This window comes from Streptomyces sp. NPDC053431 (assembly GCF_044544925.1).
Classification (GTDB): Bacteria; Actinomycetota; Actinomycetes; order Streptomycetales; family Streptomycetaceae; genus Streptomyces.
The window spans coordinates 272860-295446 of the sequence record NZ_JBITXX010000009.1; the positions used below are offsets into that span (position 1 = coordinate 272860).

At 71.1% G+C, this 22587-nt stretch carries 21 protein-coding genes and 1 riboswitch; of the genes, 5 read left to right on the plus strand and 16 right to left on the minus strand.

The features are described 5' to 3' along the window. Window positions 1-5 precede the first annotated feature (5 nt). From ACIGXE_RS22685 to ACIGXE_RS22715, 7 genes are all read right to left on the minus strand, one after another. Window positions 6-1112, minus strand: a complete 1107-nt coding sequence (locus ACIGXE_RS22685) for an ABC transporter ATP-binding protein (RefSeq protein WP_399750079.1) — start codon at window positions 1110-1112, stop codon at window positions 6-8. After that, window positions 1109-2107, minus strand: coding sequence for an ABC transporter permease (locus ACIGXE_RS22690; protein ID WP_399750081.1), 999 nt, complete (start codon window positions 2105-2107; stop codon window positions 1109-1111). The genes ACIGXE_RS22685 and ACIGXE_RS22690 overlap by 4 nt, the downstream gene beginning before the upstream one ends. 123 nt (window positions 2108-2230) lie before the next feature. After that, a complete protein-coding gene (locus ACIGXE_RS22695) occupies window positions 2231-4003 on the minus strand; it encodes an ABC transporter substrate-binding protein (protein ID WP_399750083.1) in 1773 nt (590 codons plus the stop codon). A 108-nt stretch (window positions 4004-4111) separates the two neighbouring features. Further along, window positions 4112-5113, minus strand: coding sequence for an ABC transporter permease (locus ACIGXE_RS22700; RefSeq protein WP_399750085.1), 1002 nt, complete (start codon window positions 5111-5113; stop codon window positions 4112-4114). Between the two features lie 343 nt (window positions 5114-5456). After that, window positions 5457-6248 (minus strand): enhanced serine sensitivity protein SseB C-terminal domain-containing protein, encoded by a 792-nt coding sequence (locus ACIGXE_RS22705; protein WP_399750087.1) that lies wholly within the window; start codon window positions 6246-6248, stop codon window positions 5457-5459. A gap of 97 nt (window positions 6249-6345) precedes the next feature. Beyond that, window positions 6346-7083 carry an enhanced serine sensitivity protein SseB gene (locus tag ACIGXE_RS22710; protein WP_399750089.1) on the minus strand — a complete coding sequence of 246 codons (738 nt, stop codon included), beginning with the start codon at window positions 7081-7083 and terminating at the stop codon, window positions 6346-6348. A 99-nt stretch (window positions 7084-7182) separates the two neighbouring features. Further along, window positions 7183-7857, minus strand: a complete 675-nt coding sequence (locus ACIGXE_RS22715; RefSeq protein ID WP_399750091.1) for an AAA family ATPase — start codon at window positions 7855-7857, stop codon at window positions 7183-7185. A 154-nt stretch (window positions 7858-8011) separates the two neighbouring features. After that, window positions 8012-8111, plus strand: a riboswitch (glycine riboswitch). Between the two features lie 158 nt (window positions 8112-8269). Between ACIGXE_RS22715 and gcvT the strand changes: the two genes are divergently transcribed. The 4 genes from gcvT (at window position 8270) to ACIGXE_RS22735 (ending at window position 12714) form a co-directional block, all read left to right on the plus strand. Next, entirely contained in the window at window positions 8270-9403 is a 1134-nt protein-coding gene (gcvT, locus tag ACIGXE_RS22720) for a glycine cleavage system aminomethyltransferase GcvT (protein ID WP_399750092.1), read from the plus strand. A 113-nt stretch (window positions 9404-9516) separates the two neighbouring features. Continuing rightward, window positions 9517-9894, plus strand: a complete 378-nt coding sequence (gene gcvH, locus ACIGXE_RS22725) for a glycine cleavage system protein GcvH (RefSeq protein ID WP_399750094.1) — start codon at window positions 9517-9519, stop codon at window positions 9892-9894. 24 nt (window positions 9895-9918) lie between these two features. Further along, complete coding sequence (glyA, locus tag ACIGXE_RS22730) at window positions 9919-11178, plus strand: serine hydroxymethyltransferase (RefSeq protein WP_399750095.1); 1260 nt, start codon at window positions 9919-9921, stop codon at window positions 11176-11178. Window positions 11179-11343: 165 nt separating this feature from the next. After that, window positions 11344-12714 (plus strand): L-serine ammonia-lyase, encoded by a 1371-nt coding sequence (locus ACIGXE_RS22735; RefSeq protein WP_399750097.1) that lies wholly within the window; start codon window positions 11344-11346, stop codon window positions 12712-12714. An 84-nt stretch (window positions 12715-12798) separates the two neighbouring features. On the opposite strand, the gene ACIGXE_RS22740 is transcribed toward ACIGXE_RS22735, so the two are convergent. The 3 genes from ACIGXE_RS22740 to ACIGXE_RS22750 form a co-directional block, all read right to left on the minus strand. Further along, complete coding sequence (locus ACIGXE_RS22740; RefSeq protein WP_399750099.1) at window positions 12799-13443, minus strand: hypothetical protein; 645 nt, start codon at window positions 13441-13443, stop codon at window positions 12799-12801. Next, window positions 13440-14813: a hypothetical protein gene (locus ACIGXE_RS22745; protein WP_399750101.1), complete on the minus strand. Its 1374-nt coding sequence runs from the start codon at window positions 14811-14813 to the stop codon at window positions 13440-13442. The genes ACIGXE_RS22740 and ACIGXE_RS22745 overlap by 4 nt, the downstream gene beginning before the upstream one ends. Before the next feature lie 165 nt (window positions 14814-14978). Next, the gene (locus tag ACIGXE_RS22750; protein WP_356068135.1) at window positions 14979-15194 is read right to left on the minus strand and encodes an EF-hand domain-containing protein; all 216 of its coding nucleotides are present in this window, start codon (window positions 15192-15194) and stop codon (window positions 14979-14981) included. A 74-nt stretch (window positions 15195-15268) separates the two neighbouring features. On the opposite strand from ACIGXE_RS22750, the gene ACIGXE_RS22755 reads away from it, so the two are divergent. Beyond that, a complete protein-coding gene (locus tag ACIGXE_RS22755; protein ID WP_399750103.1) occupies window positions 15269-15907 on the plus strand; it encodes a GNAT family N-acetyltransferase in 639 nt (212 codons plus the stop codon). 37 nt (window positions 15908-15944) lie between these two features. On the opposite strand, the gene ACIGXE_RS22760 is transcribed toward ACIGXE_RS22755, so the two are convergent. The 6 genes from ACIGXE_RS22760 to ACIGXE_RS22785 all read right to left on the minus strand — a co-directional run bounded on the left by ACIGXE_RS22760 (window position 15945) and on the right by ACIGXE_RS22785 (window position 22456). Beyond that, window positions 15945-17132, minus strand: a complete 1188-nt coding sequence (locus ACIGXE_RS22760) for a hypothetical protein (RefSeq protein ID WP_399750105.1) — start codon at window positions 17130-17132, stop codon at window positions 15945-15947. Beyond that, complete coding sequence (locus tag ACIGXE_RS22765; protein ID WP_399750107.1) at window positions 17132-17896, minus strand: polysaccharide deacetylase family protein; 765 nt, start codon at window positions 17894-17896, stop codon at window positions 17132-17134. Before ACIGXE_RS22765 ends, ACIGXE_RS22760 begins: the two co-directional genes overlap by 1 nt. A gap of 403 nt (window positions 17897-18299) precedes the next feature. Continuing rightward, complete coding sequence (locus tag ACIGXE_RS22770; RefSeq protein ID WP_399750108.1) at window positions 18300-18803, minus strand: ATP-binding protein; 504 nt, start codon at window positions 18801-18803, stop codon at window positions 18300-18302. A gap of 135 nt (window positions 18804-18938) precedes the next feature. Continuing rightward, window positions 18939-19706 (minus strand): enoyl-CoA hydratase/isomerase family protein, encoded by a 768-nt coding sequence (locus ACIGXE_RS22775; RefSeq protein WP_399750111.1) that lies wholly within the window; start codon window positions 19704-19706, stop codon window positions 18939-18941. A gap of 80 nt (window positions 19707-19786) precedes the next feature. Beyond that, the gene (locus ACIGXE_RS22780) at window positions 19787-21034 is read right to left on the minus strand and encodes an Ig-like domain-containing protein (protein ID WP_399750113.1); all 1248 of its coding nucleotides are present in this window, start codon (window positions 21032-21034) and stop codon (window positions 19787-19789) included. 183 nt (window positions 21035-21217) lie between these two features. Next, window positions 21218-22456 (minus strand): Ig-like domain-containing protein, encoded by a 1239-nt coding sequence (locus tag ACIGXE_RS22785; RefSeq protein ID WP_399750115.1) that lies wholly within the window; start codon window positions 22454-22456, stop codon window positions 21218-21220. Window positions 22457-22587 lie beyond the last annotated feature (131 nt).

Here is a 22587-nt window from a genome sequence, read left to right on the forward strand (position 1 = left end):
GTCGGTCACAGCTTCGGCGCAATCTCTTCGGTCCAGATCCGGGTCCGCTCCTCGGGCGACATGTGGCAGGCCGAGAAGTGGCGGCTGCCGGTCTCGGTCAGCTCGGGGCGCTCGGTCCGGGTGATGCCGCCCTTGGGGACGTCCGCGTACGGGCAGCGCGGGTTGAAGGCGCAGCCGCTCGGGACGTTGATGAGGCTGGGCGGGTTGCCCTTGACCGGGATGAGACGGTCGGTCTGCTCGCGGTCGATGCGGGGCATCGAGCCGAGCAGTCCCCAGGTGTAGGGGTGCTTGGGCTCGTAGAAGACGTCCTCGGCCGAGCCGCGCTCCACGCACCGCCCGCCGTACATGACGAGGATGTCGTCGGCGATCTCGGCGACGACGCCGAGGTCGTGGGTGATGATGATGACCGCGGAGCCGAACTCCTTCTGCAGGTCCCGGATCAGGTCGAGGATCTGGGCCTGGACGGTCACGTCGAGCGCGGTGGTGGGCTCGTCCGCGATGAGCAGCTCGGGGTTGTTCACCAGCGCCATCGCGATCATCGCGCGCTGGCGCATGCCGCCGGAGAACTCGTGCGGGTAGTTGTCGAACCGCTTGGCCGGCTCGGGGATGCCCACGCGGTCGAGGAGTTCGACGGCCCGCTTGCGGGCGGTCTTCTTGTCGACCTGGTTGTGGACCCGGTAGGCCTCCACGATCTGATGGCCGACCGTGTAGTAGGGGTGCATCGCGGACAGCGGGTCCTGGAAGATCATCGCCATCTCGCGGCCGCGCATGCGGCGCACCTCTTCGGGGTCCGCGGTGAGCATCTCCCGGCCGTTGAGCCAGATCTCGCCCGAGATGCGGGCCTTCTGCCGGCCGTACTGGCCGACGGTGTGCAGGCCCATGATGCCGAGCGAGGTGACCGACTTGCCGGAGCCGGACTCGCCCACGATGCCGAGGGTCTTGCCCTTCTCCAGCTGGAAGGTGAGGCCGTCGACCGACTTCACCAGACCGTCGTCGGTCGGGAAGTGGATCCGGAGGTCGCGGACGTCGAGGAAGGCGTCCGACGGGGCGTCCTTGCCGGACGCGACCGGCTCGCCGAGCGCGGCGCCGGTCTTCGTCAGCTTGTCGGTCATGCGAGCCTCACTCGGGGGTCGATCACGGCGTACAGGAGGTCGACCACGAGGTTCGCGATGACCACGCAGGACGCCGTCACGAGGGTCACCGCCAGGATCAGCGGCAGGTCGCGCTCGCTCACGCCCTTGATGGCGAGGCCGCCGAGGCCGTGGAGGCTGAACGCGGTCTCGGTCAGGATCGCGCCGCCGATGAGGGCGCCGAGGTCCATGCCGAAGATGGTCAGGATGGGCGTCATGGTGGAGCGCATGGCGTGCTTGCCGAGCACCACCGGCTCCGGCAGGCCCTTGGCCCGCGCGGTGCGGATGTAGTCCTCGCCCAGGACCTCCAGCATGGTGGCGCGGGTGAGCCGCGCGTACATCGCCGCGTAGAGGAAGGCGAGGGTGACCCACGGCAGCAGCAGACCGCCGAACCAGCCGCCGAAGGACTCGGTGATCGGCACGTACGAGGCGTTGAGCCAGCCCAGCTGCGTGCGGAAGACGAGCATCGCCAGCATGGCGGTGAAGAAGATGGGGAGCGAGACGCCCGCGAGCGCGGTGATCATCGCGGCCCGGTCGACGATCGTGCCCCGCTTGAGCGCGGAGACGACGCCGGTGGAGACGCCCATGACCAGCCACAGCACCGCGGCGCCGAGCACCATGGAGAGCGTGACCGGGAAGGCGTCGACCAGCATCGACCACACGTCCTGCTCGGTGCGGAACGAGTAGCCGAGGCAGGGGGCCGCGCAGTGGATGGTCTCGCCGCCGCCCGTGTAGTCACGGCCGACGAAGATTCCGGAGACGAAGTGCCAGAACTGCACCAGGATCGGCTCGTCCAGGCCCAGCTTCTGACGGATGCCCTCAATGGAAGCCGGATCCGCCTGCTTGCCGACGAACATCGCGGCAGGGTCACTGCCGGTCATCTTGGGGATGAGGAAGAAGATGCTGAGCGTCACCAGGGTGACGACGAGCAGCATCACGACGACGGCGAAGAGCCGTCGGATTATGTATGCAAGCATGCGGTCGGCCGGTCGGCGGCCGGGGGACCCGATCGGATCCCCCGGCCGCCGCGCACGGCCATCACCTGCCCTTCGGACCTAGCGGCGGGTGCGCCGTTGGAGCGAGTTGGTTTCTGACTCGGCTTACTTCACGACGCCGAGCGACGCGTAGTCGTAGCGACCGTTGTAGGCGTCGGCCGTGTAGACGTTCGTCAGTCGCGAGCTGCGCCAGATGATGTTCTTCTCGTGGGTGAAGGGCAGGTAGACCGCGGCCTCCGAGACCTTCGTGTTGATCTGCTTGTAGAGCTCGCCGGCCTTGTTCGGGTCGGTCTCCTTCAGCGCCTGGTCGAACAGGCCGTTGATGGCCGGGTCGTTCAGCTCGGAGAAGTTGTTGTTACCGCTCTGCAGGATGAAGCGACCGTCGACGAGCGGCTGCAGGAAGCCCTGGCCGGTCGGGAAGTCGGCGCCCCAGCCCATGATGATGATGCCGTAGCCCTTCTCCTTGACCACCTTCGGCGAACCGATGATGCCGGAGGTCTGGGCGCCGTCGAACTGGTCGATCTGGGCGTCGATGCCGACGGCCTTCAGCGACTGCTGCAGGGACTCGGCGGTGGCGATCTCGATCTTCTTGTTGTTGCGGACCGCGATCGTGGTCTTGAAGCCGTTCGGCTGACCGCACTTCTTCAGCGCCTCCTTCGCCTTGGCGAGGTCGGGCGCGCCACCGAGCTTGCCGTACGGGTCGGCCTTCGGGTCGGCACCCTTGATCGCCGGCGGCAGCATGTTGGAGGCGATGTCGCCACCGGCCTGCGGGCCGCCACGGGCGGTCTGGAGGGACTTGGAGTCGGCCGCGTAGATGATCGCCTTGCGGCACTCGATGTTCGGGATCACCGTCTGCGGGAACACCGCGTACCGGATGAAGCCGGTCTGCGGGTTGTCCACGTTGCCCTTGTGCTGCTGGAGCACCTTCTGGCGGGCGGAGGCGCCGACACCGGTCGCGTTGATGTCGAGGTCGTACTCGCCCTCGACCAGGCGGTTGTCCATGTCGTCGGCGTTCGTGGTGAACGTGACGGAGATGGTGTCCGGCAGCGCCTTGCGGACGTTGTCCGTCTTGGCGTCCCAGTTCTCGTTGCGGACGAGCTTCATGGACTTGTTCGGCGTGTACGACTGCCACTTGTACGGGCCGGAGGAGAACACGCCCAGGCCGTACTTGGCCTTGGTGTCCTTGTCCTGGCGGACCGGGGAGGCGGCCGGCATGGCCAGCATCTGCAGGAAGTCACCGTTGGCGACCGGCAGCTTGAAGACGATGGTCTTGTCGTCCGGGGTCTCGATCGCCTTCAGGCCGAGCTTGTCCGCGGTGGTGTCCTTGTACGGGCCCTTGTACTCGCCCTTGGGGTCCAGGACCTGCTGCAGGTAGATCGGGCCGCCGGAGATGACGTCCTGGGCCCAGATGCGCTCGATGCCGTACTTGATGTCCTTGGAGGTGATCGGCTTGCCGTCCTCCCACTTCACGCCGTCCTTCAGCGTGAAGGTGTAGGTGAGGCCGTCGGCCGAGACCTTGCCGGCGTCGGTGGCGAGGTCGGGGACCAGCTCGGTGGAGGCGGCGCCCGGCTCGGCCTTGAAGGTGACCAGCTGACGCGTGAAGTAGCGCTGGAAGTCCCAGACGAAGCCGTAGTAGCCGCGCTGCGGGTCCCAGCTGTCGGCCTCCTGCGAGCCGATGAACTTCAGCTCGCCGCCCTTCTTGTCGGAGGGGCTGGCGACCTGGTTCACACCGGCGTTGAAGCCGGCCGCGCCGTCCTTGCCCTTGCCGCCACCGCTGCCGCCGTTGCCGCCGCCACAGGCGGTGGTGACGACCATCGTGGCCGCGGCGAGCAGCGCGCCCGCGGCGATTCTGCGCCTCTGGGAGCTGTTCAGAGTCATGGTCGAGCAACCTCCGAAGTAGTGGCGGCCGTTACGGTGGTCCGCCGTTGGGGGATGTGCCTCCTGTCGACAGCGGCAGGGGCTGGTCTTGCGGTGAACGGCGTACGGTCAGCGGGAGCCCTTCGGGTCGAGCGCGTCGCGCACGCCGTCGCCGAAGAGGTTGAACGCAAGCACGGTGATGAAGATCGCGAGGCCGGGGATCACCATGAACAGCGGGTCCGACTCGTAGGTCGTGATGGCCGTCGAGAGCATCTGGCCCCAGGAGGCCGTGGGCGGCTTCACACCCGCGCCGAGGAAGCTGAGCGCCGCTTCGGTGAGGATGTTGGTGGGGATCATCAGCGTCGCGTAGACGGTGATCGGGGCGATCAGGTTGGGCAGCAGCTCACGGCGCAGGATGTAGAACCGGCCGGCGCCGAGGCTCTGCGCGGCCTCCACGTACTCGCGGTTGCGCAGGCTGAGGGTCTGGCCGCGGACGATGCGGCCGACGTACGGCCAGCCGAAGAAGCCGATCACGAGGACCAGGGCGGCGATGCGGACGCCCGAGCCGTCGAGGCCGAGGAGCTGGTTGGGCAGCACCGAGACCAGCGCGATGGTGAAGAGCAGCTGCGGGAAGGCGAGCATCACGTCCATGACCCGGCTGAGCGCCGCGTCGATCCAGCCGCCGAAGTAGCCGGCGATGATGCCGAGGACGGTGCCGAGGGCCACCGCGAAGAGGGCGGCCAGGAAGGCGACGAGCAGCGAGATCCGGGCGCCGTAGACGATCCGGCTGAAGACGTCGCGGCCGTTGACCGGCTCGACCCCGAAGAGGAAGTCGGAGCTCACGCCGCCCCAGGAGCCGATCGGAGTGCCGAACAGCGGGTCGATCTGGTCCTCGTGGAACTCGTCCGGCGGGTGGCCGAGGAGGCCGACGATGACCGGGGCGAAGATCGCGACCAGGACCAGGAAGATGACGATGAACGCGCCCGCGAGGGCGAGCTTGTCGCGCTTGAGCCTGGCCCACGCGATCTGCCAGGGGGAACGGCCCTCGATCGCCTTGGCCGGCGCGTCGGGCACGGCGTCGACGGCGGCGGCGTCTTCGGCCGCACTCGTCTCGTGCAGTGGTGCCGTCATCGTGGTGAGGACCCCTCTCGGCCGCCGGGTCGCCGGCCCTTGCCCGCCGCGGGTAGCGGCTCGGTGGAACAACTGCTGGCACCGGCCCTGAGGGGCCGAACGCCTGGTGTTCCGGGGAGTCTTCAATGCGCCCGCGATCACCCGCCAGACCCCGCGGGGAATGTTTGCTCAAACGTGATGCGGTGCGTTGTCTTCCGTTATCCGGACGTCGCGCGCGCGTGAGCGGACCATCTCGGCCGCTATTCGACCAGATCGGACATGTGCCCCAACTCCTGCCGCGCGTGAGCGTATAGGGGTGACAGGGCGGGCGGCGAGGGGGGCAGGAAGGCCGGAAAGGGACGTTTCAGTACGTGCGGGGCGCGGCCGGGGGGTAGCCGTAGCCGGGGGCGGGCGGAGCCGCCGGGGCGGCGTGCGCGTCACGGTCGTAGAAGGGGCGCGCGTGGGCCTGCAGCCACATCGCGACCGGGTCGTACGTGTCGGACATGGCGACCGTGGAGACCGGCAGGCCGTCGGGGACGGCGGCCACCGTGCGGTGCATCATCGCCCGGACCGCCTCGACGGAGGCCGGCGAGGAGTCGTACAGGTCGAGGCCGATGGCGAGGTACGGGGAGCCGATCACGGGCTGCACCCAGGCGCGGCGCAAGGAGCGGACGGCCGGGGTGCGGTGGGCGTTCTGCGTGAGCAGGGCGTAGAACTGCGGGATCTCGACCGCGGGTTCGGAGAGCCGCAGGGGGCCGGCGGGCATCCGGCCCAGACCGGTGGCGACGCGGCGCAGATCGGCCCAGGGGATGCCGACACCGCCGCCGGGGGCGTGCGGATTGAGCCAGAGGCCCCAGCGGTCGGGGTAGAGGGCGCGGGCGATGTCCAGACCGGCGACGACCTCGTGGGCGCGGTTCCAGCCGGAGGCGGCGAGCTCCTGGGCGGAGGTCACACAGGGCGCGTAGCCGTAGCCGTCGACCTCCATGTTCCCGTACTGCGCGTCGGGCGAGCCGGGGCCGCCCTGCCAGAGCAGCATCCAGACCTCGCCGCCGGTGAGGGCGTGCAGCAGTTCCTCGTAGGCGTCGTGGCGCCCGGGCGCCACCTGGCGCAGCGTGTGCTCGACCTTCCCGGCCGCAGCGGTGCCTGACGCGCTCACCGTGGGTTCCGCCCCTCTTTTCCGTCACGCGGTCTGGATCGGCGTCCGGATCGCTCCGAACGACTTCTGAATCAGTTCAGCTTAAACAGGGGGGCCGTCACACGGCGGCGCGCTGGAAGAAGGGGCGCACCTTCTCCAGCATCCAGTCCCCCACCGGGTCCTGGGCCACGTCGAGCAGGATGAGGTTGACCGGCCAGGCGACCTCGACCCGGCCGAGGGCGCGGCCGAGGGCGTCGAGCGGCGCGTTGCGGTCGGCCTCGGGGCCGGTGAGCTGCACGCCGACGAAGAGGGCGGGTTCGGTGCCCTCGACGCTGGCCAGCGTGCGGCGGGCGGTGGCGACCACGCCGGTGGCCTCGAACTCGGCGGAGGCGGCGGCGAGGAAGTCGACCGGGTCGTCCTGCCAGTCGGGCTCGAAGAGGCGGACGCGGCCGCCGCTGGCGGGCCCGTCGAGGGCGGTGCGGCCGGACCGGCAGAGCTCGGCGACGGCGGGCGGGGGCAGCGGGACGCCGACGGTGCCGCCGGGGTTCACGGCGATGCCGAGCTGCGGCGGCAGACCGCGGGCGAAGTCACGGGCGGGGGCCACGGTGTACGACATGTGCTCGCCGGCGACGGCGAGGAACTGCTGCTCGGAGCTGAAGACGGGCACGTACGGGGAGCCCTCGATCTCCAGGGTGGGCAGGTCGAGCTCGGGGCTGTCGGGGCCGCCGCCGTTGGGCAGGGGCACCCAGACGGGGCTGCGCCCGAGGACCTCGACCAGCCTGGCGCCGGCGCCGGGGTTGCCGAGCGAGGCGGCCAGTACTTCCTCGAGCTCATTGCCCGGCCACGTCACGTCCACGGTTCTGTCGTCCCCTTCCGGCACTCGGTGCGGTCAGCACCTTAACGGCGGCTCGGCACCTCCGTGACCGAAAAGGACGCGTGAAAGGGCGGGAGTGGTTCAGGACACGTCGCGGAAGCCGATCCTCCGCAGGGTGTCGGCCGCGTCCCGGTCGAGCAGGGTGACGGAGGCGCAGCCGGGCGGCAGGGCGCCGGCCTCGGCGGTGCGGACCAGGCGCCCGACGGCCCGGCGGTGCCGGGCGAAGGCGTAGCCGGAGACGCCCCGGCCGCGCTCGCGCTGGCCGGACCGGGCGGTCTCGGGGTCGACGTCGAGCAGGATCAGGTGCAGGGCCGCGCCGCGGCGCCGGGCCTCGCGGGCGAGCCAGCCGCGCACCCAGGCCTGGGTGCCGCAGTCGTGCACGACGACGCCGGCGCCGGAACGCAGGGCGCGGCGGAGGCCCGCGTAGTGGGCGAGGCGGGCCAGCGGGCGGTAGACCGCGTACGGCAGCAGGCGGGGCAGCCGGGCCTCCCAGCGCTCACGGGTGTCCTGCGAGTCGACGGCGCGGCCCTCGGCGGCGCGGCGCATGAGCGTCGACTTGCCGGCCCCGGGCAGCCCGGAGACCACCACCACGTCGCCGGCCGCGAAGCTGAGCACCCGGGGACTGCGTCCGCCGCGCTCGCGCAGGTCGCGCAGCAGCCGCACGCGGCGGCGGGTGCGGGCGCGGGCCCGGGCGCCCGCGCGCTGGACGGGTATGCCCGCACTCGTGGCGTAGGCGCCGGTGCGCTGGATCGTCATCGCTCACTCCCCCCGTCGGGTCCGCGAAAGACCCTTGCCCATAAAGTGTAAAGAAACGGTAATGAGACGCAAGCGATTTGCCGCGCGGACCCGCCGTGCAATGATGAGCGCGCCAGGCGCTCGCACGAGCGCCCACAACCGCATACCGGCCGCTCGAATCCGCGCGGGAGAGTCCCGGGGCACACCGTGCGCCCGGGCGCCGAAGGAGCAAGCACCTCCCTTGAATCTCTCAGGCCCCGTACCGCGTGGATGAGGCAGATCTGAAAAGCGGGTCGCCCTGTCGCGTCCCCACCCAAGGTGCAAGCCGAGGATGCCCTCGGTGAACCTCTCAGGTTCCATGACAGATGGGGAGGATCGTCCTCACCGTCATGCACGTCGTGCCCTGCACGCCCTGGGACCCGGGAGCCACCCCATGAGCACTGCCCCCCGTCTGACCGCCCTCGATGCGCTGCATCGTTCGCTGGGCGCGACCATGACCGACTTCGCCGGCTGGGACATGCCGCTGCGCTACGCCAGCGAGCGCGACGAGCACAACGCCGTGCGCACGCGGGCCGGCCTCTTCGACCTCTCCCACATGGGCGAGATCACCGTCACGGGCCCGCAGGCCGTGGACCTCCTGGACTACGCCCTGGTCGGCAACATCTCCACCGTGGGCAACGGCCGCGCCCGCTACACGATGATCTGCCAGGAGGACGGCGGCATCCTCGACGACCTGATCGTCTACCGCCTCGGCGAGACGGAGTACATGGTCGTCGCGAACGCCTCCAACGCCCAGGTCGTCCTCGACGCGCTCGTGGCCCGCGCGGCAGCTCACGGGGGATTCGACGCCGAGGTCCGCGACGACCGCGACGCGTACGCGCTGATCGCCGTCCAGGGCCCGGAGTCCCCCGGCATCCTCAAGTCCCTCACCGACGCCGACCTGGACGGGCTGAAGTACTACGCGGGCCTGCCCGGCACCGTCGCCGGCGTCCCCGCGCTGATCGCCCGCACCGGCTACACCGGCGAGGACGGCTTCGAGCTGTTCCTGAAGCCGGAGCACGCCGAGGGCGTGTGGCAGGCGCTGACCGAGGCCGGCCAGGGCGTCGGCCTGATCCCCTGCGGCCTGTCCTGCCGCGACACGCTCCGCCTGGAGGCGGGCATGCCGCTGTACGGCCACGAGCTGACCACCGCGCTCACCCCCTTCGACGCCGGCCTGGGCCGGGTCGTGAAGTTCGAGAAGACCACGAACGAGGGCCGCTTCGTGGGCCGCGAGGCGCTGGAGAAGGCCGCCGAGCGCGCCGAGTCCGCCCCGCCGCGCAAGCTGGTCGGCCTGGTCGCCGAGGGCCGCCGGGTGCCGCGCGCCGGCATGTCCGTCGTCGCGAACGGCGAGGTCATCGGCGAGATCACCTCCGGCGCCCCGTCCCCGACCCTGGGCAAGCCGATCGCCATGGCGTACGTGGACGCCGCCTTCGCCGTGCCGGGCACCGAGGGTGTCGGCGTCGACATCCGCGGCGCGCACGAGCCGTACGAGGTCGTGGCGCTGCCGTTCTACAAGCGCCAGAAGTGATCATGGGGCGTCGGCACCGCCGGCGCCGGACGTGACGCATTCGTCTCAGGACACGTCTCACCCCGCAAGACCCACGTACATCAGCACTCCCCCGATCCAGGAGAATCAGCCCCATGAGCAACCCCCAGCAGCTGCGGTACAGCAAGGAGCACGAGTGGCTGTCGGCCGTCGAGGACGGCGTCGCCACGATCGGCATCACCGAGCACGCGGCCAACGCCCTCGGCGACATCGTGTACGTCCAGCTCCCCGAGGTCGGTGCCACGGTGACCGCCGGCGAGGAGTGCGGCGAGCTGGAGTCGACCAAGTCCGTCAGCGAGCTGTACTCCCCGGTGACCGGTGAGGTCACCGAGGCGAACCAGGACGTCGTCGACGACCCGTCGCTGGTGAACTCCGCCCCGTTCGAGGGCGGCTGGCTGTTCAAGGTGCGCATCGCGGGCGAGCCGGACGACCTGCTCACCGCCGACGAGTACACCGCCTTCACCGCCGGCTAACCGAGACCCCCTAGGGATCGATTCATGTCGCTTCTGAACACCCCTCTCCACGAGCTGGACCCGGACGTCGCCGCCGCCGTCGACGCCGAGCTCCGCCGTCAGCAGTCCACCCTCGAGATGATCGCCTCGGAGAACTTCGCTCCGGTCGCGGTCATGGAGGCCCAGGGCTCGGTCCTCACCAACAAGTACGCCGAGGGCTACCCGGGCCGCCGCTACTACGGCGGCTGCGAGCACGTCGACGTGGCCGAGCAGATCGCGATCGACCGGATCAAGGACCTGTTCGGCGCCGAGTACGCCAACGTCCAGCCGCACTCCGGCGCCTCCGCCAACCAGGCCGCGCTGTTCGCGATCGCCCAGCCCGGCGACACGATCCTCGGCCTCGACCTGGCGCACGGCGGCCACCTCACCCACGGCATGCGGCTGAACTTCTCCGGCAAGCAGTTCAACGTGGTCGCGTACCACGTGGACGAGGCCGGTCTGGTCGACATGGCCGAGGTCGAGCGCCTCGCCAAGGAGCACCGCCCGAAGGTGATCATCGCGGGCTGGTCCGCCTACCCGCGCCAGCTGGACTTCGCCGAGTTCCGCCGGATCGCCGACGAGGTCGAGGCCTACCTGTGGGTCGACATGGCCCACTTCGCGGGCCTGGTCGCCGCAGGTCTGCACCCGAACCCGGTCGAGTACGCGGACGTGGTGACCTCCACCACGCACAAGACGCTCGGCGGCCCGCGCGGCGGCATCATCCTGGCGAAGAAGGAGTTCGCGAAGAAGCTGAACTCCTCGGTCTTCCCCGGCTTCCAGGGCGGCCCGCTGGAGCACGTGATCGCGGCCAAGGCCGTCTCCTTCAAGGTCGCGGCCTCGGAGGAGTTCAAGGAGCGCCAGCAGCGCACCCTGGACGGCGCCCGCATCATCGCCGAGCGCCTGGTCCAGGACGACGTCACCGCGCACGGCGTCTCCGTCCTGTCCGGCGGCACCGACGTGCACCTGCTCCTCGTCGACCTGCGGAACTCGGAGCTCGACGGCCAGCAGGCCGAGGACCGGCTCCACGAGGTGGGCATCACGGTCAACCGGAACGCCGTTCCGAACGACCCGCGCCCGCCGATGGTCACCTCCGGCCTGCGCATCGGCACGCCGGCCCTCGCCACCCGCGGCTTCCAGGCCGAGGACTTCCGCGAGGTCGCCGACGTCATCGCCGAGACCCTGAAGCCCGGTTTCGACGCCGAGGCCCTGAAGGCCCGGGTCACGGCTCTCGCCGAGAAGCACCCGCTGTACCCCGGCCTGAAGTAATTTCGTACGCTTTAGTTACGACGCACGTTCGTACGAAAGCTCCGGGGCACCGCGCACACTGGACAGTGAGCGCGGTGCCCCACCCCTTTTCCGCGCTTCCCGCTCTTCCTGCTGTTCTGCACCACCCCGGCAGACAACGGCGTCCAGCCCCACAAGGAGTCCCCCGTGGCCATCTCGGTCTTCGACCTGTTCTCGATCGGCATCGGTCCGTCGAGCTCCCACACGGTGGGCCCGATGCGCGCGGCCCGCATGTTCGCCCGCCGGCTGAAGAACGAGGGGCTCCTCGCCCACACGGCCGCGGTACGTGCGGAGCTGTACGGCTCCCTCGGCGCGACCGGCCACGGCCACGGCACCCCGAAGGCGGTGCTGCTCGGCCTGGAGGGCCACTCGCCGCGCACGGTGAACGTGGAGACCGCCGACGACGAGTTCGAGCGGATCAAGGAGAGCGGCCGGATCAACCTGCTCGGCGCCCACGAGATCCCGTTCTCGTTCGACGACGACCTGATCCTGCACCGCCGCAAGGCGCTGCCGTACCACGCCAACGGCATGACGGTCTTCGCGTACGACGCCGAGGGCGCGCTCGTCCTGGAGAAGACGTACTACTCGGTCGGCGGCGGCTTCGTCGTGGACGAGGACGCCGTGGCCGGCGAGAACCCGATCGTGCCCGACGACACGGTCCTGAAGTACCCCTTCCGCACCGGTGACGAGCTGCTCCGCCTCACCAAGGAGACCGGTCTGTCGATCTCCTCGCTGATGCTGGAGAACGAGAAGGCCTGGCGCACCGAGGAGGAGATCCGCGAGGGCCTCCTGGAGATCTGGCGGGTCATGCAGGCCTGCGTCTCGCGCGGCATGTCCCGCGAGGGCATCCTGCCCGGCGGCCTGAAGGTCCGCCGCCGCGCCGCCACCTCGGCCCGCAAGCTGCGCTCCGAGGGCGACCCGGCCGCGCACGCGATGGAGTGGATCACTCTGTACGCGATGGCCGTGAACGAGGAGAACGCGGCGGGCGGCCGCGTGGTCACCGCCCCGACGAACGGCGCCGCCGGCATCATCCCCGCGGTCCTGCACTACTACATGAACTTCGTGCCCGGGGCCGACGAGGACGGGGTGGTCCGCTTCCTCCTCGCCGCCGGCGCGATCGGCATGCTCTTCAAGGAGAACGCCTCCATCTCCGGCGCCGAGGTCGGCTGCCAGGGCGAGGTCGGCTCCGCCTGCTCGATGGCCGCCGGCGCCCTCGCCGAGGTCCTGGGCGGCAGCCCGGAGCAGGTCGAGAACGCCGCCGAGATCGGCATGGAGCACAACCTGGGCCTGACCTGCGACCCGGTCGGCGGCCTGGTACAGATCCCGTGCATCGAGCGCAACGGCATGGCGGCGGTCAAGGCCGTCACGGCCGCGAAGATGTCGATGCGCGGCGACGGCAGCCACCTGGTCTCCCTCGACAAGGTCATCAAGACCATGAAGGACACCGGCGCGGACATGAGCGTGAAGTACAAGGAGACGGCCCGCGGCGGCCTCGCGGTGAACATCATCGAGTGCTGATCACCGCGCGCTGATCAGCACGTACCGGTCACCGCGTACTGATCACCGCGCGCCGGTCACCGCACTCCCGTCACCGCGCGCCGGTCACCGTAGGCCGGCGCCCGGGACGGTCGGGGTCTCCTGGGGTCTCGGTTCGTCCCGGAGGAGGGGGACCGGGCCGCGGGGGGCCAGGGCCCCGGGGAGGTCGAGACGGCCGCCCTTGCGTTCGGCGACCGTCGCGCCCTGCACGGCGAGGCTCACGTCCACCGCGCAGTCCCCCGAGCGCACCCCGGTCAGACACGCGTCGCGGACCACGCAGACGAGCCCGGAGACCCACAGGACCAGGTTCAGCTCCACCGCGACCGTGCCGAGCTTCGCGCCGTCCACGTAGAGGTCGACGGTGGGCCGGTGCGTCGACGTGATCCGGTGGCGCGCGAGCGCCACGACCTCCTCGCTGCCCGGCAGGTCCCGGGTGCGGCGCGCGGCGGCCTTCAGAGCGGAGTGGCCGCGCCATCCGCCGGCCGCGAGATCGATCACGTCGAGTCCCAGGAAGTCGTCCACGACCGTCGCCAGCTCGTGCTCGACGGCCCGGTCCGCGGCCGGCGTCGTGCGGCCCCGGACCGGGGCGAGCAGCGGCCCCGCCGTGCCCCGGGCCCGCAGCGGGCCGTCGAGGCCCTCCCCCGGCCCCAGCAGGAACGAGCGGACGGTCGTCGGCGCCGTCAGGGGCGGGATGGTCGTGGTCGTCGTCATCGCTCCTCCTCGTCGAGGGTCTGCCGGCCGGGGTCCGGGTGCGGGTCGAGCCGGGTGGTGTGGGTCGGGGGCTCGCCCGGGCCCCGGTCCTCGATCAGCTCCGTGGCACCGCCCGCCGGCCGCAGGGCGGCGCGCACGTGCTTGTGCACCCAGCGGGGCCCGCGGTGCAGCCGCCCGAAGTACACGGCCGCCGCGGCGGCCAGGGCGAACGCGGCACCGGTCGTCGACCCGACGACCACCCCGACGGGGGTGGCGGAGCCGCCGCCACCGCCTCCGCCCCCGCCGTCGGTGCCACCGCCGCTGTTCGTGCCGCCGTTCTGCGTGCCCCCGTTGTCCGTGCCGCCGTTGTCCGTGCCGCCGTTCTGGTTGCCGCCGTTCTGCGTGCCCCCGTTGTCCGTCCCCCCGCCCGTCGGTGTGAGCGTGAACGTGGCGTCGGCGTACTGCTCCGGATCGTCCGTGCAGACCGCCCGTACCGGGTGCGCGCCTTCGGCCGAGCCCGTGGGGACCGGGAAGTCGGTGCCGAAGGTGCCGGAGGCGTCGACGAGGGTGGTGGCGAGCTGCTCGGAGCCGTCCCACAGGAGCTGGACCTCCGGGCAGGAGAAGCCGCTTCCGTTCGCCGTGACCGTCGTCCCCACGGTGCCCTGGCCCGGGTCGAGGGCGAGGGACCGCTGCGCGGGCGCGCCGACGACGAGGTCGGCGTCCGCGTACAGGGACGGGTCCGCGCTGCACGCGGCCCGGAAGGTGTACGTGTCGGGGGCGGTCCGGTCCGGGACGGTCTCCTGGTACGAGAAGTGGCCGGTCTCGGAGACCTCGATCCCGGACGCGATGTCGGGCCCGTCGACGACGTAGAGGTCGACGGTCCGGGGCGAGCACGCGTCGAAGCCCGTGCCCTGGACGTCGATGACGTCGCCGATCGACGCGTGGTCGGGGACGAGCCGGAGCGTCAGGTCCCCGGCGGGCGGCGGGGTGGTGGTCGTGCCGCCTCCGTCCGGCTCGCCGGTCACCGTGAAGGAGGCCGAGGCGGACGTGCCCTCCGGTCGGCAGGTCACCGTGACCGGGTGCGGGCCCGGCTGCGCGTCCTGCGGGACCGTGAACGACCCGTCGAGCTCCTGGGTGTCCGGGTCGTGGACCGCGCCCCCGACCCCGGCCCCGTCGAAGGTGACCGTCGCCTCCCCGCACGCCGGGAAGGACCCGTGGAGCGTCACGTACCGGCCGGGCGGCCCCGTGGCCGGGTCGAGGGTGAGGGAGGCCGCCGCCGCCCGCGGCAACAGCGCCGTCAGGGGGGAGAGAGCGACCGGCCCCACGCTGATCGCCGCGCTCAGGAGCACCGCCGTCAGCAATCGACGTACCAACCGCAGGGCAGTGGACATGGGGGGGGTGAGGGGGGTGGGGTCACTCCCATTGTCCTCCCGCTGACGGATCGTCGCGCGTCAGGGAGGGAGGGGCGCCCCGTGAGGTCACCGGGGGCCGGACGGACGGCGGCTCACGTACGTACGCGTGGTCGTACGGCTCCGCCCGCCCGTGCCCCGGTCGGCTCAGGCCTTGCTGAGGTGGGACCAGAACTCGTCCCAGGAGAGCTTGCCGTCGCCGTTGGCGTCGCGCTGCTTGATGAGCGCCTCGGCGACGGTCTCGGTCACGTGGAAGTCGCCCATCTCGGCCATCACGTGCTTGTACTCGGCGGCCGTGATGAAGCCGTCCCCGTCCACGTCGAACTTGTTGAATGCCGTGCGCGCCGACTCGATGTCCGCCACTGCTTCCGCCCCTTCATGGTGCTTCGATGTCGGGGGTCAGATTAGCGGGCGCGCTCATGACGGATGATGGCGGTATGAGCAGCGAGGTGGCACGGATACTGGCGGCGGCGGCACGCGGGGAGTTCCCGCCCGCGGACGGCTCGACGACGATCGTTCCCCAGCCGAGCGGCCGGGACGCGGGGGTGCTGTCGTTCACGGCGCACTCGGTGGTGTTCCTGGACGAGGACCCGGAGTGGATCCGGGCCGAGCTGGCGGCGGCGTCGACGGATCCGCTGGTGGCGAGCATGACGCCGCGGTTCCACGCGGCGCTGACGGCGCGGACGGGACGCCACGCGAACACGGTCGACCTGATGACGGTCGCGCCCGCCCTGCCGGGCGAGCCGGGGATCGAGCTGCGGGAGATCGAGGACCAGGAGCATCCGCGGGTGGCGCGGGCGCTGAAGTACCGCGACGAGGTACGGGTGTGGGCGGCGGACGGCGGGGTGCTGATCCTGGGCCGGGGCGTCGCGGGCCGCTGGGAGGTGGCGGTCGAGGTCGACGAGGACGTACGGCACCGGGGCCTGGGCCGGGCGCTGGCGACGGCGGCCCGCCACCTGACCCCGGACACCGTGGTGTGGGCCCAGAACAGTCCCGGCAACGCGCGCAGCGTCCGCACCTTCCAGGCGGCGGGGTACCGCCCGGTGGGCGCGGAGCTGCTGCTCGTCGCGGGCTGAAGCCGGTCCGGCGGACCGGCCCCCGCCCTGGGTCGACCTAGCGGAAGATGCCCGTGTGACCGAGGGAGTAGCGGCCGGGCTGGGGGTAGACCGCCAGGCCGTGCGGGCCGCTGCCGACCGGGATGCGGGCCAGCTGCTTCCCGGTGGCGGTGTCGAGCGCGTAGACCTCGGAGTCGTAACGGCCGGAGAGCCACAGGACCTTGCCGTCGGCGGAGACGCCGCCCATGTCGGGGGATCCGCCGTCGGGGAGCCACCACTTCTTGGTGAGCTTGTTCCGGGTGAAGTCGAAGACGGAGACGGAGCCCTCGCCGCGGTTGGAGACGTACATCTCCTTGGAGTCGCGGGAGACGTAGAGGCCGTGGCAGCCCTTGCCGGTGGGCAGGAGCTGAGGGGTCGTGAACTTCTCGCCGTCGAGGACCCACATGCCGTGGGCCATCATGTCGGCGATGTAGAAGGTCCTGCCGTCGGGGGAGATCTTGACGTCCTGCGGCATGGCGCCCTGGAAGGGCAGTTTCTGCTGCCCGATGACCTCCATCTTCTCGGTGTCGACCTTGAGCAGCTCGCCGGAGAACTCGCAGGAGACGACGAAGTAGCGCCCGTCGGCGGAGAAGTCGGCGTGGTTGACGCCGTAACAGCTGACCGGGACGGTCTTCATCCGTTCCATGGTGTGGGGGTCGCGGAAGACGAGCTCGCGGTCGAGCGAGGCCATGACGATCGCGTACTTGCCGTTCGGCGTGAAGTAGAGGTTGTACGGGTCGTGCACCTCGACCGGCTTGCCGGCGACGCCGGTGGCCGGGTCGATCGGGGTGAGCGTGTGACCGCGGTTGTTGTTGACCCAGAGGGTCTTCAGGTCCCAGGAGGGGACGACGTGCTGCGGCTGCACGCCGACGGGGATGGTCTCGACGACCTTGTAGGTCGCGGGGTCGATGACGGTGACGGTGTTGGAGTTGGTGTTGGGGACGTAGATCCGGGAGGGGAAGTCCTTGACGACCGGGGAGAGCTGGTTCGGCCGGTCGGCCGCGTAGACGTCGTCGGACCGGAGCAGTGGCGGCATCCCGGGCAGCCCGGCGGGGGCGGCGGCCGGCTTGGGCACGGCGGGGAGCGCGGCGGCCTTCTTGGTGCCGCCGCCGGGGTCGGCGGGCCGGGGGGAGCCGCACGCGGCGAGGCCGAGGGCGAGCAGCAGGGCGGCGGCCAGGGTCTTCGTTCGGGGGGCGGGGGTCGGCATCAGCTCAGCAGCTCCGTGGTGGTCACCGCGGAGAGGCCGCGGCGGTCGAGGTCGGCGAGGAGGAGGGGCAGCGCGGCGACGGTGTCCGGGTAGCCGAGGTGGAGGCTGACGACCGATCCGTTCCGGACGCTTCCGGTGACGTTGGCGACGACGGCGCCGGGGCCGGGGGAGGTGAAGTCGAGGGAGTCGACGTCGTAGGAGAGGACGTGCGGGTATCCGGCGCGGCGGGCGGCGTGCCGGACGGTCTCGGCGGCGTGCTGGGTGCGGGAGGGCCGGAACCAGGTGCCGATGGAGCCGGTGAGGCGGCGCAGCCGGCGGGCGCAGCCCTCGATCTCGGCGTAGGCCTCGGACTCGCTCATGGCGTTGACGTCGAGATGGCGCTGGGTGTGGTTGCCGAGGTCGTGGCCGCCGTCGAGGATGCGGCGGGCCAGCTCGGGGTGCCGGTCGAGCCAGTCGCCGACGGCGAGGACGGTGATCCGGGCGCGGTGCCGTTCGGCCTGGTCGAGGAGGGCGCGGGCGAGGGCGGGGTCGCCCTGGCCGTGGAAGGTGAGGGCGACCCGGGGCCGGTCACGGGGGCCGTTCACGATCTCGACGGGGCGGCCGGGCCACTGGCGGGGCGCGGGGGCGGCGACGGGGGCGGCGGGGGCGGGGCCCTGGGGGCGGGGCGCGGGGCTGGGCTCCGTACCGCAGGCGGTGGCGAGGGCTCCCGCGAGGGCGGTGGCCGCGCCGGCCCGGAGGGCACCGCGGCGGTCGGTCGGCATCACGGGACCATTTAAGAGCCGATAGGCCGGAAAAATAATGATTGGTCCGATTCAGGACGTTTGCGGGTCGCGCGCGACCGTCCACCATGCGGACGACTCAAGGAAACACCCGATGAACCCCATATTTATTCATGCTTTGCAAGGTGCGTGCTCTAGGTCACCAACGTTTCATCGGTAAACTGTCCGCATTTGACCTACTCTGCCCCAGTAGGGACTTTTGGCGGTAAGGCCACCTGTCTGCCATAGTCGGAGACACGACCCCCATTGACCCGGGCCAGGTCGTCCAAGCGGCCGTGGATACACCCCCCCTATTCCACGGCGCTCCACACGGAAGCCCCCCAGCGCCCCACCACGGCGGACGGGGGCTTTCGTGCGTCCGGGGCCGGACCGGCGGTCGTCGCTCCGCTCAGCGGTCGCTGACCCGCATCTCGAACCAGGTCGTCTTGCCGCGGGGGGCCAGGTCCACGCCCCACCGGTCGGAGAGCTTGTCGACGAGGAAGAGGCCGCGGCCGCTCGTGTCGAGTTCGTGGACCGGCATCAGACAGGGCAGGCCCCGCGAGGGATCGCGGACCTCGACGCGGATCCAGCCGCGGCGGCGGAGCATGCGGAGGGCGAAGACGCGGGCGCCGGTGTGCCGGACGGCGTTGCCGACGAGTTCGGAGACGAGCAGCACCGCATGCTCGGCGATCTGCGGGGTGAGCGTCCAGTGCCGCAGCACGACCCACTGCGTGAGCCGGCGGGCGACCGCGGCGGACTCGGGACGGGACGGCAGCCGCACGTCCTCCTCGGCCGGGTTCCCGTACAAGTGCAGTGCTTCCGCGGCCTGTTCGTCCTCAGCGGCCGGTACCCACCGTGCGGCGGTCGCACCGCCGCGCTGCCGCGGTTGATCCATACCCTCCAGGCCCGCCATGCCCCCCATCATGGCCGCACGGAGCGGGACGCGGGGCCGTTCCGGGGGATTCACCTCCCCCGGAACCGACAACTCCACCGGGCTGCCTCTGGCATGTGCCGACGTCAGGCGAGCCCGGTCGGAAATGCGCGGATTTCAGAGGAACTTGGCCTTCCCCGGGCCCTCCTCCACGAAGCTGCGCATGCCGCGCTCACGGTCCTCGGTGGCGAACAGGCCGGCGAACCAGTTGCGCTCGATGGCGAGGCCCGTGTCGATGTCCGCCTCCAGACCCTGGTCGATCGCCTCCTTGGCGGCGCGCAGCGCGATGGCCGGACCCTGGGCGAGCTTGGCGGCCCAGGCGTGGGCCTGCTCGTAGACCTCGGCCGCCGGGACGACCCGGTCGACCAGGCCGAGCTGGAGGGCCTCGTCCGCCTTCACCATGCGACCGGTGAAGATGAGGTCCTTGGCCTTGGAGGGACCGACGAGGCGGGACAGGCGCTGGGTGCCGCCGGCCCCCGGGATGAGGCCGAGGAGGATCTCGGGCTGGCCCAGCTTCGCGTTGTCCGCGGCGATCCGGTAGTCGGCGCAGAGCGCGAGCTCGCAGCCGCCGCCGAGCGCGTAGCCGGTGACGGCCGCGACGACCGGCTTGGGGATACGGGCGACCGCGGTGAAGGAGTCCTGGAGCGCCCGGGACCGCTTGATCATGGCCGCGTGGTCCATGACCTGCATCTCCTTGATGTCCGCGCCGGCCGCGAACACCTTCTCGCCGCCGTAGAGGATCACGGCCCGCACGTCGTCGCGGTCGGTCGCCTCCTGGGCCAGCTCGCGCAGCCGGTCCTGGGTGGCGATGTCCAGGGCGTTCATCGGGGGGCGGTCGAGGCGGATCGTGCCGACGCCTTCGGCGACTTCGAGGTTCACAGTCATGGTCCGAAGGTTAGTCGCCGTTAACGCATCGGGCCCCGGTGCTGTTGCTCACAGCACCGGGGCCCTCGACGCGGGCGTGGTTACGCCTTCCACTCCGACCAGGACATGTTCCAGCCGTTGAGGCCGTTGTCCGGCTGGATCTGCTTGTCCTTCGAGTTCTTCACGATGACGACGTCACCGATGAGCGAGTGGTCGTAGAACCAGGCCGCCGGGGTCGAGCTGTCCCCCGCGCCGCGCGCGTCGCGAAGACCGACGCAGCCGTGGCTGACGTTGGCGGAGCCGAACGTCGAGGACGAGGCCCAGTAGTTGCCGTGCACGAAGGTGCCCGAGGTGGACAGGCGCATGGCGTGCGGCACGTCCTTGATGTCGTACTCGCCGCCGAAGCCGACGGTGGCGCCGTTCATGCGGGTCACCTTGTACTTCTCGCTGATGACCATCTGACCGTTGTACGTGGTCGTGGACGGCGCGCCCGCGGTGATCGGCAGGGTCTTGATGACGGTGCCGTCGCGCTCGATCTTCATCGTGTGCGCGGAGGCGTCCACCGTGGAGACCTGACGGCGGCCGATGGTGAAGGTGAAGGTCTTCTTCTGCTTGCCGTACACGCCGGGACGGCCCTCGACGCCGTCCAGGTTGAGCTTGACCGTCACCTTGGTGCCCGCGGCCCAGTACTCCTTCGGCCGGAAGTCGAGCCGGTCGTTGCCGAACCAGTGGCCCTCGATCTCGACCGCCGGCTCCGCCGTCACCTTGATGGCGTGCTCGACGGCCTCCGGGTTGGTGATGCCGCGGGTGAAGTTGATGGAGACCGGCATGCCGACGCCGACGGTCTCGCCGTTCTCCGGCTTGTAGTGGCCGACGAAGGTGTTCTTCGGGGTGAGGGTGGAGAAGGTGGTGTCCTTCGCCGACTCACGGCCCTCGGCGTCCTTGGCGATCGCGTGCACCTTGTACTGGGTGCTCGCGGCCAGGTGGCCGAGCGGCTCCCAGCTGCTGCCGTCGGCGGACAGCTTGCCCTCGACCGCGTTGCCCTCGGTGTCGGCGACGGTGACCGTGGTCAGCTTGCCCTGCTCGGCGGTCACCTTCAGCGCGCCGCTGGTGGCGACCGAGTCGGCGCCGTCCTTCGGAGCGACCGTCACGACGGCCTGGGAGGCCGCGATCTCCTGCTTCCCCCCGGCGCCGCCGGAGTCCTGGCCGCCCTTGGCGTCGCCGCTTCCCGTGCCACCGCCCCCGCACGCGGTGAGGACGAGGAGCAGAGTCCCCGTCGCCAGCGCCCCCAGGCGAGCGCCACGGCGGCTTCGTCCGGCGGTCGTCCCGGATATCGGCTGCCCGTTCACTATGGTCTTCTCCCCTCGCACGACCCGGCACTGCCTGGGCCCCACCCCCGTGCGCATCCTCTCGCGCACACGGCGTTAGATAATCACACCGGAGGACACGAAAGTTCCTCGCGAATGTCACCGTTCAGTCCCAGTTGGCGTGGTACGGCGGCCCTTCGCACGCCCCTGGCCTGCCGGGCCGCCTCAGCCCAGCGCGGAACCCGCCTTCCAGCGGCTCCACTCCATGTTCCAGCCGCCCAGCCCGTTGTCGGGAGCGACCTGTTTGTCGCGCGAGTTCACCACCTCCACGACGTCGCCGACGAGCGTCCGGTCGAAGAACCAGCCGGCCGGGGTGTCCGCGCCGCCGCCCTTCACGTCCCTGAGGCCGACGCAGCCGTGGCTGACGTTGGCCGAGCCGAAGGTGGAGGCCGAGGCCCAGTAGTTGCCGTGCAGGAAGGTGCCGGAGTCGGTGAGCCGCATGGCGTGCGGCACGTCCTTGATGTCGTACTCGCCGCCGAAGCCGACGGTCCGTCCGTCCATCCGCGTCACGTCGTACAACTCGGTGACCACCATCTTCCCGTTGTACGTGGTGGTCTTCGGCGCCCCGGCCGTGACCGGCAGGGTGGTGAGCACCTCGCCGTCCCGGCGGATCTCCATGGTGTGCTTCTCGGCGTCGACGAGCGAGACCTGCGAGCGGCCCACCCTGAAGCCGACCGTCTTGCGCTGGATGCCGTACACGCCCGGCGCCCCCTCGACGTCGCGCAGCGCGAGCTCGACGGTGACCTCGGTGCCCGGCTGCCAGTACGCGGCGGGGCGGAAGTCGAGCCGGTCCTTGCCGAACCAGTGGCCGACCACCTCCACCGGCGGGTCGGAGGTGACCCGGATGGCCCGCTCGACCTCCGCGCGGTTCTCGATCTCCCGGTTGAAGGAGAAGGAGACGATCATCCCGGTGCCGACCGTGGAGCGGTTCTCCGGTTTGAAGTAGCCGATGAAGCGGTGCTCGGGGACGACGGTCGTGAAGGTGGTGTGCCGGGCCGAGCGGCGGCCGTGCCCGTCGAGCGCGACCGCGTCCACGCTGTACTTGGCGGCGAGCGCGAGCCGGGTGCCGGCCCGGGGGCGCCAGCGCAGCCCGTCCGCGGAGATCTCGCCCGCGACCTCGGTCCGCTGCGCGTCCTCCACCTGGGCGACGCGCACCCGCTCCAGGCGCCCGCTGTCCACCTCGATCTCCAGGGGGCCGTCGGCCGGCACCCCGCGGCTGCCGTCCTCCGGGCTCACCCGGATCACGTCGCCGGGCGCCCGTGCCTCGCCCGGCTGAGTGAGATCCACTCCCCCGCCGCCGTCCGGTCCGGTGCAGCCCGCGAGGCCCGCGAGGAGGGCCGCGACGGCGAGCGCGTACCCCGCCCGCTTCAGTACAAGTGTCACGCTCAGCCCAACGACGGCCACCCTCCAGGGGAAACGTGCGTCCGGGGCATGTTGGGAGCACGGCCGTGCGGGCAGAACAGGTGGGAGGACCACGTGCGGGGAGCCGCGGTCGGGACGCCGCGCTCCTGGGCCTGGCCGGTGGACGGGAGACC

What these genes read in the sequence shown, in the direction of transcription:
- ACIGXE_RS22745 (WP_399750101.1), bottom strand. Translation starts at nt 14,813, where the DNA reads ATGTCCACTGCCCTGCGGTTGGTACGTCGATTGCTGACGGCGGTGCTC.
- ACIGXE_RS22740 (WP_399750099.1), bottom strand. Translation starts at nt 13,443, where the DNA reads ATGACGACGACCACGACCATCCCGCCCCTGACGGCGCCGACGACCGTC.
- ACIGXE_RS22695 (WP_399750083.1), bottom strand. Translation starts at nt 4,003, where the DNA reads ATGACTCTGAACAGCTCCCAGAGGCGCAGAATCGCCGCGGGCGCGCTG.
- ACIGXE_RS22700 (WP_399750085.1), bottom strand. Translation starts at nt 5,113, where the DNA reads ATGACGGCACCACTGCACGAGACGAGTGCGGCCGAAGACGCCGCCGCC.
- gcvH (WP_399750094.1), top strand. Translation starts at nt 9,517, where the DNA reads ATGAGCAACCCCCAGCAGCTGCGGTACAGCAAGGAGCACGAGTGGCTG.
- gcvT (WP_399750092.1), top strand. Translation starts at nt 8,270, where the DNA reads ATGAGCACTGCCCCCCGTCTGACCGCCCTCGATGCGCTGCATCGTTCG.
- glyA (WP_399750095.1), top strand. Translation starts at nt 9,919, where the DNA reads ATGTCGCTTCTGAACACCCCTCTCCACGAGCTGGACCCGGACGTCGCC.
- ACIGXE_RS22775 (WP_399750111.1), bottom strand. Translation starts at nt 19,706, where the DNA reads ATGACTGTGAACCTCGAAGTCGCCGAAGGCGTCGGCACGATCCGCCTC.
- ACIGXE_RS22770 (WP_399750108.1), bottom strand. Translation starts at nt 18,803, where the DNA reads ATGGCGGGCCTGGAGGGTATGGATCAACCGCGGCAGCGCGGCGGTGCG.
- ACIGXE_RS22690 (WP_399750081.1), bottom strand. Translation starts at nt 2,107, where the DNA reads ATGCTTGCATACATAATCCGACGGCTCTTCGCCGTCGTCGTGATGCTG.
- ACIGXE_RS22715 (WP_399750091.1), bottom strand. Translation starts at nt 7,857, where the DNA reads ATGACGATCCAGCGCACCGGCGCCTACGCCACGAGTGCGGGCATACCC.
- ACIGXE_RS22760 (WP_399750105.1), bottom strand. Translation starts at nt 17,132, where the DNA reads ATGCCGACCCCCGCCCCCCGAACGAAGACCCTGGCCGCCGCCCTGCTG.
- ACIGXE_RS22685 (WP_399750079.1), bottom strand. Translation starts at nt 1,112, where the DNA reads ATGACCGACAAGCTGACGAAGACCGGCGCCGCGCTCGGCGAGCCGGTC.
- ACIGXE_RS22755 (WP_399750103.1), top strand. Translation starts at nt 15,269, where the DNA reads ATGAGCAGCGAGGTGGCACGGATACTGGCGGCGGCGGCACGCGGGGAG.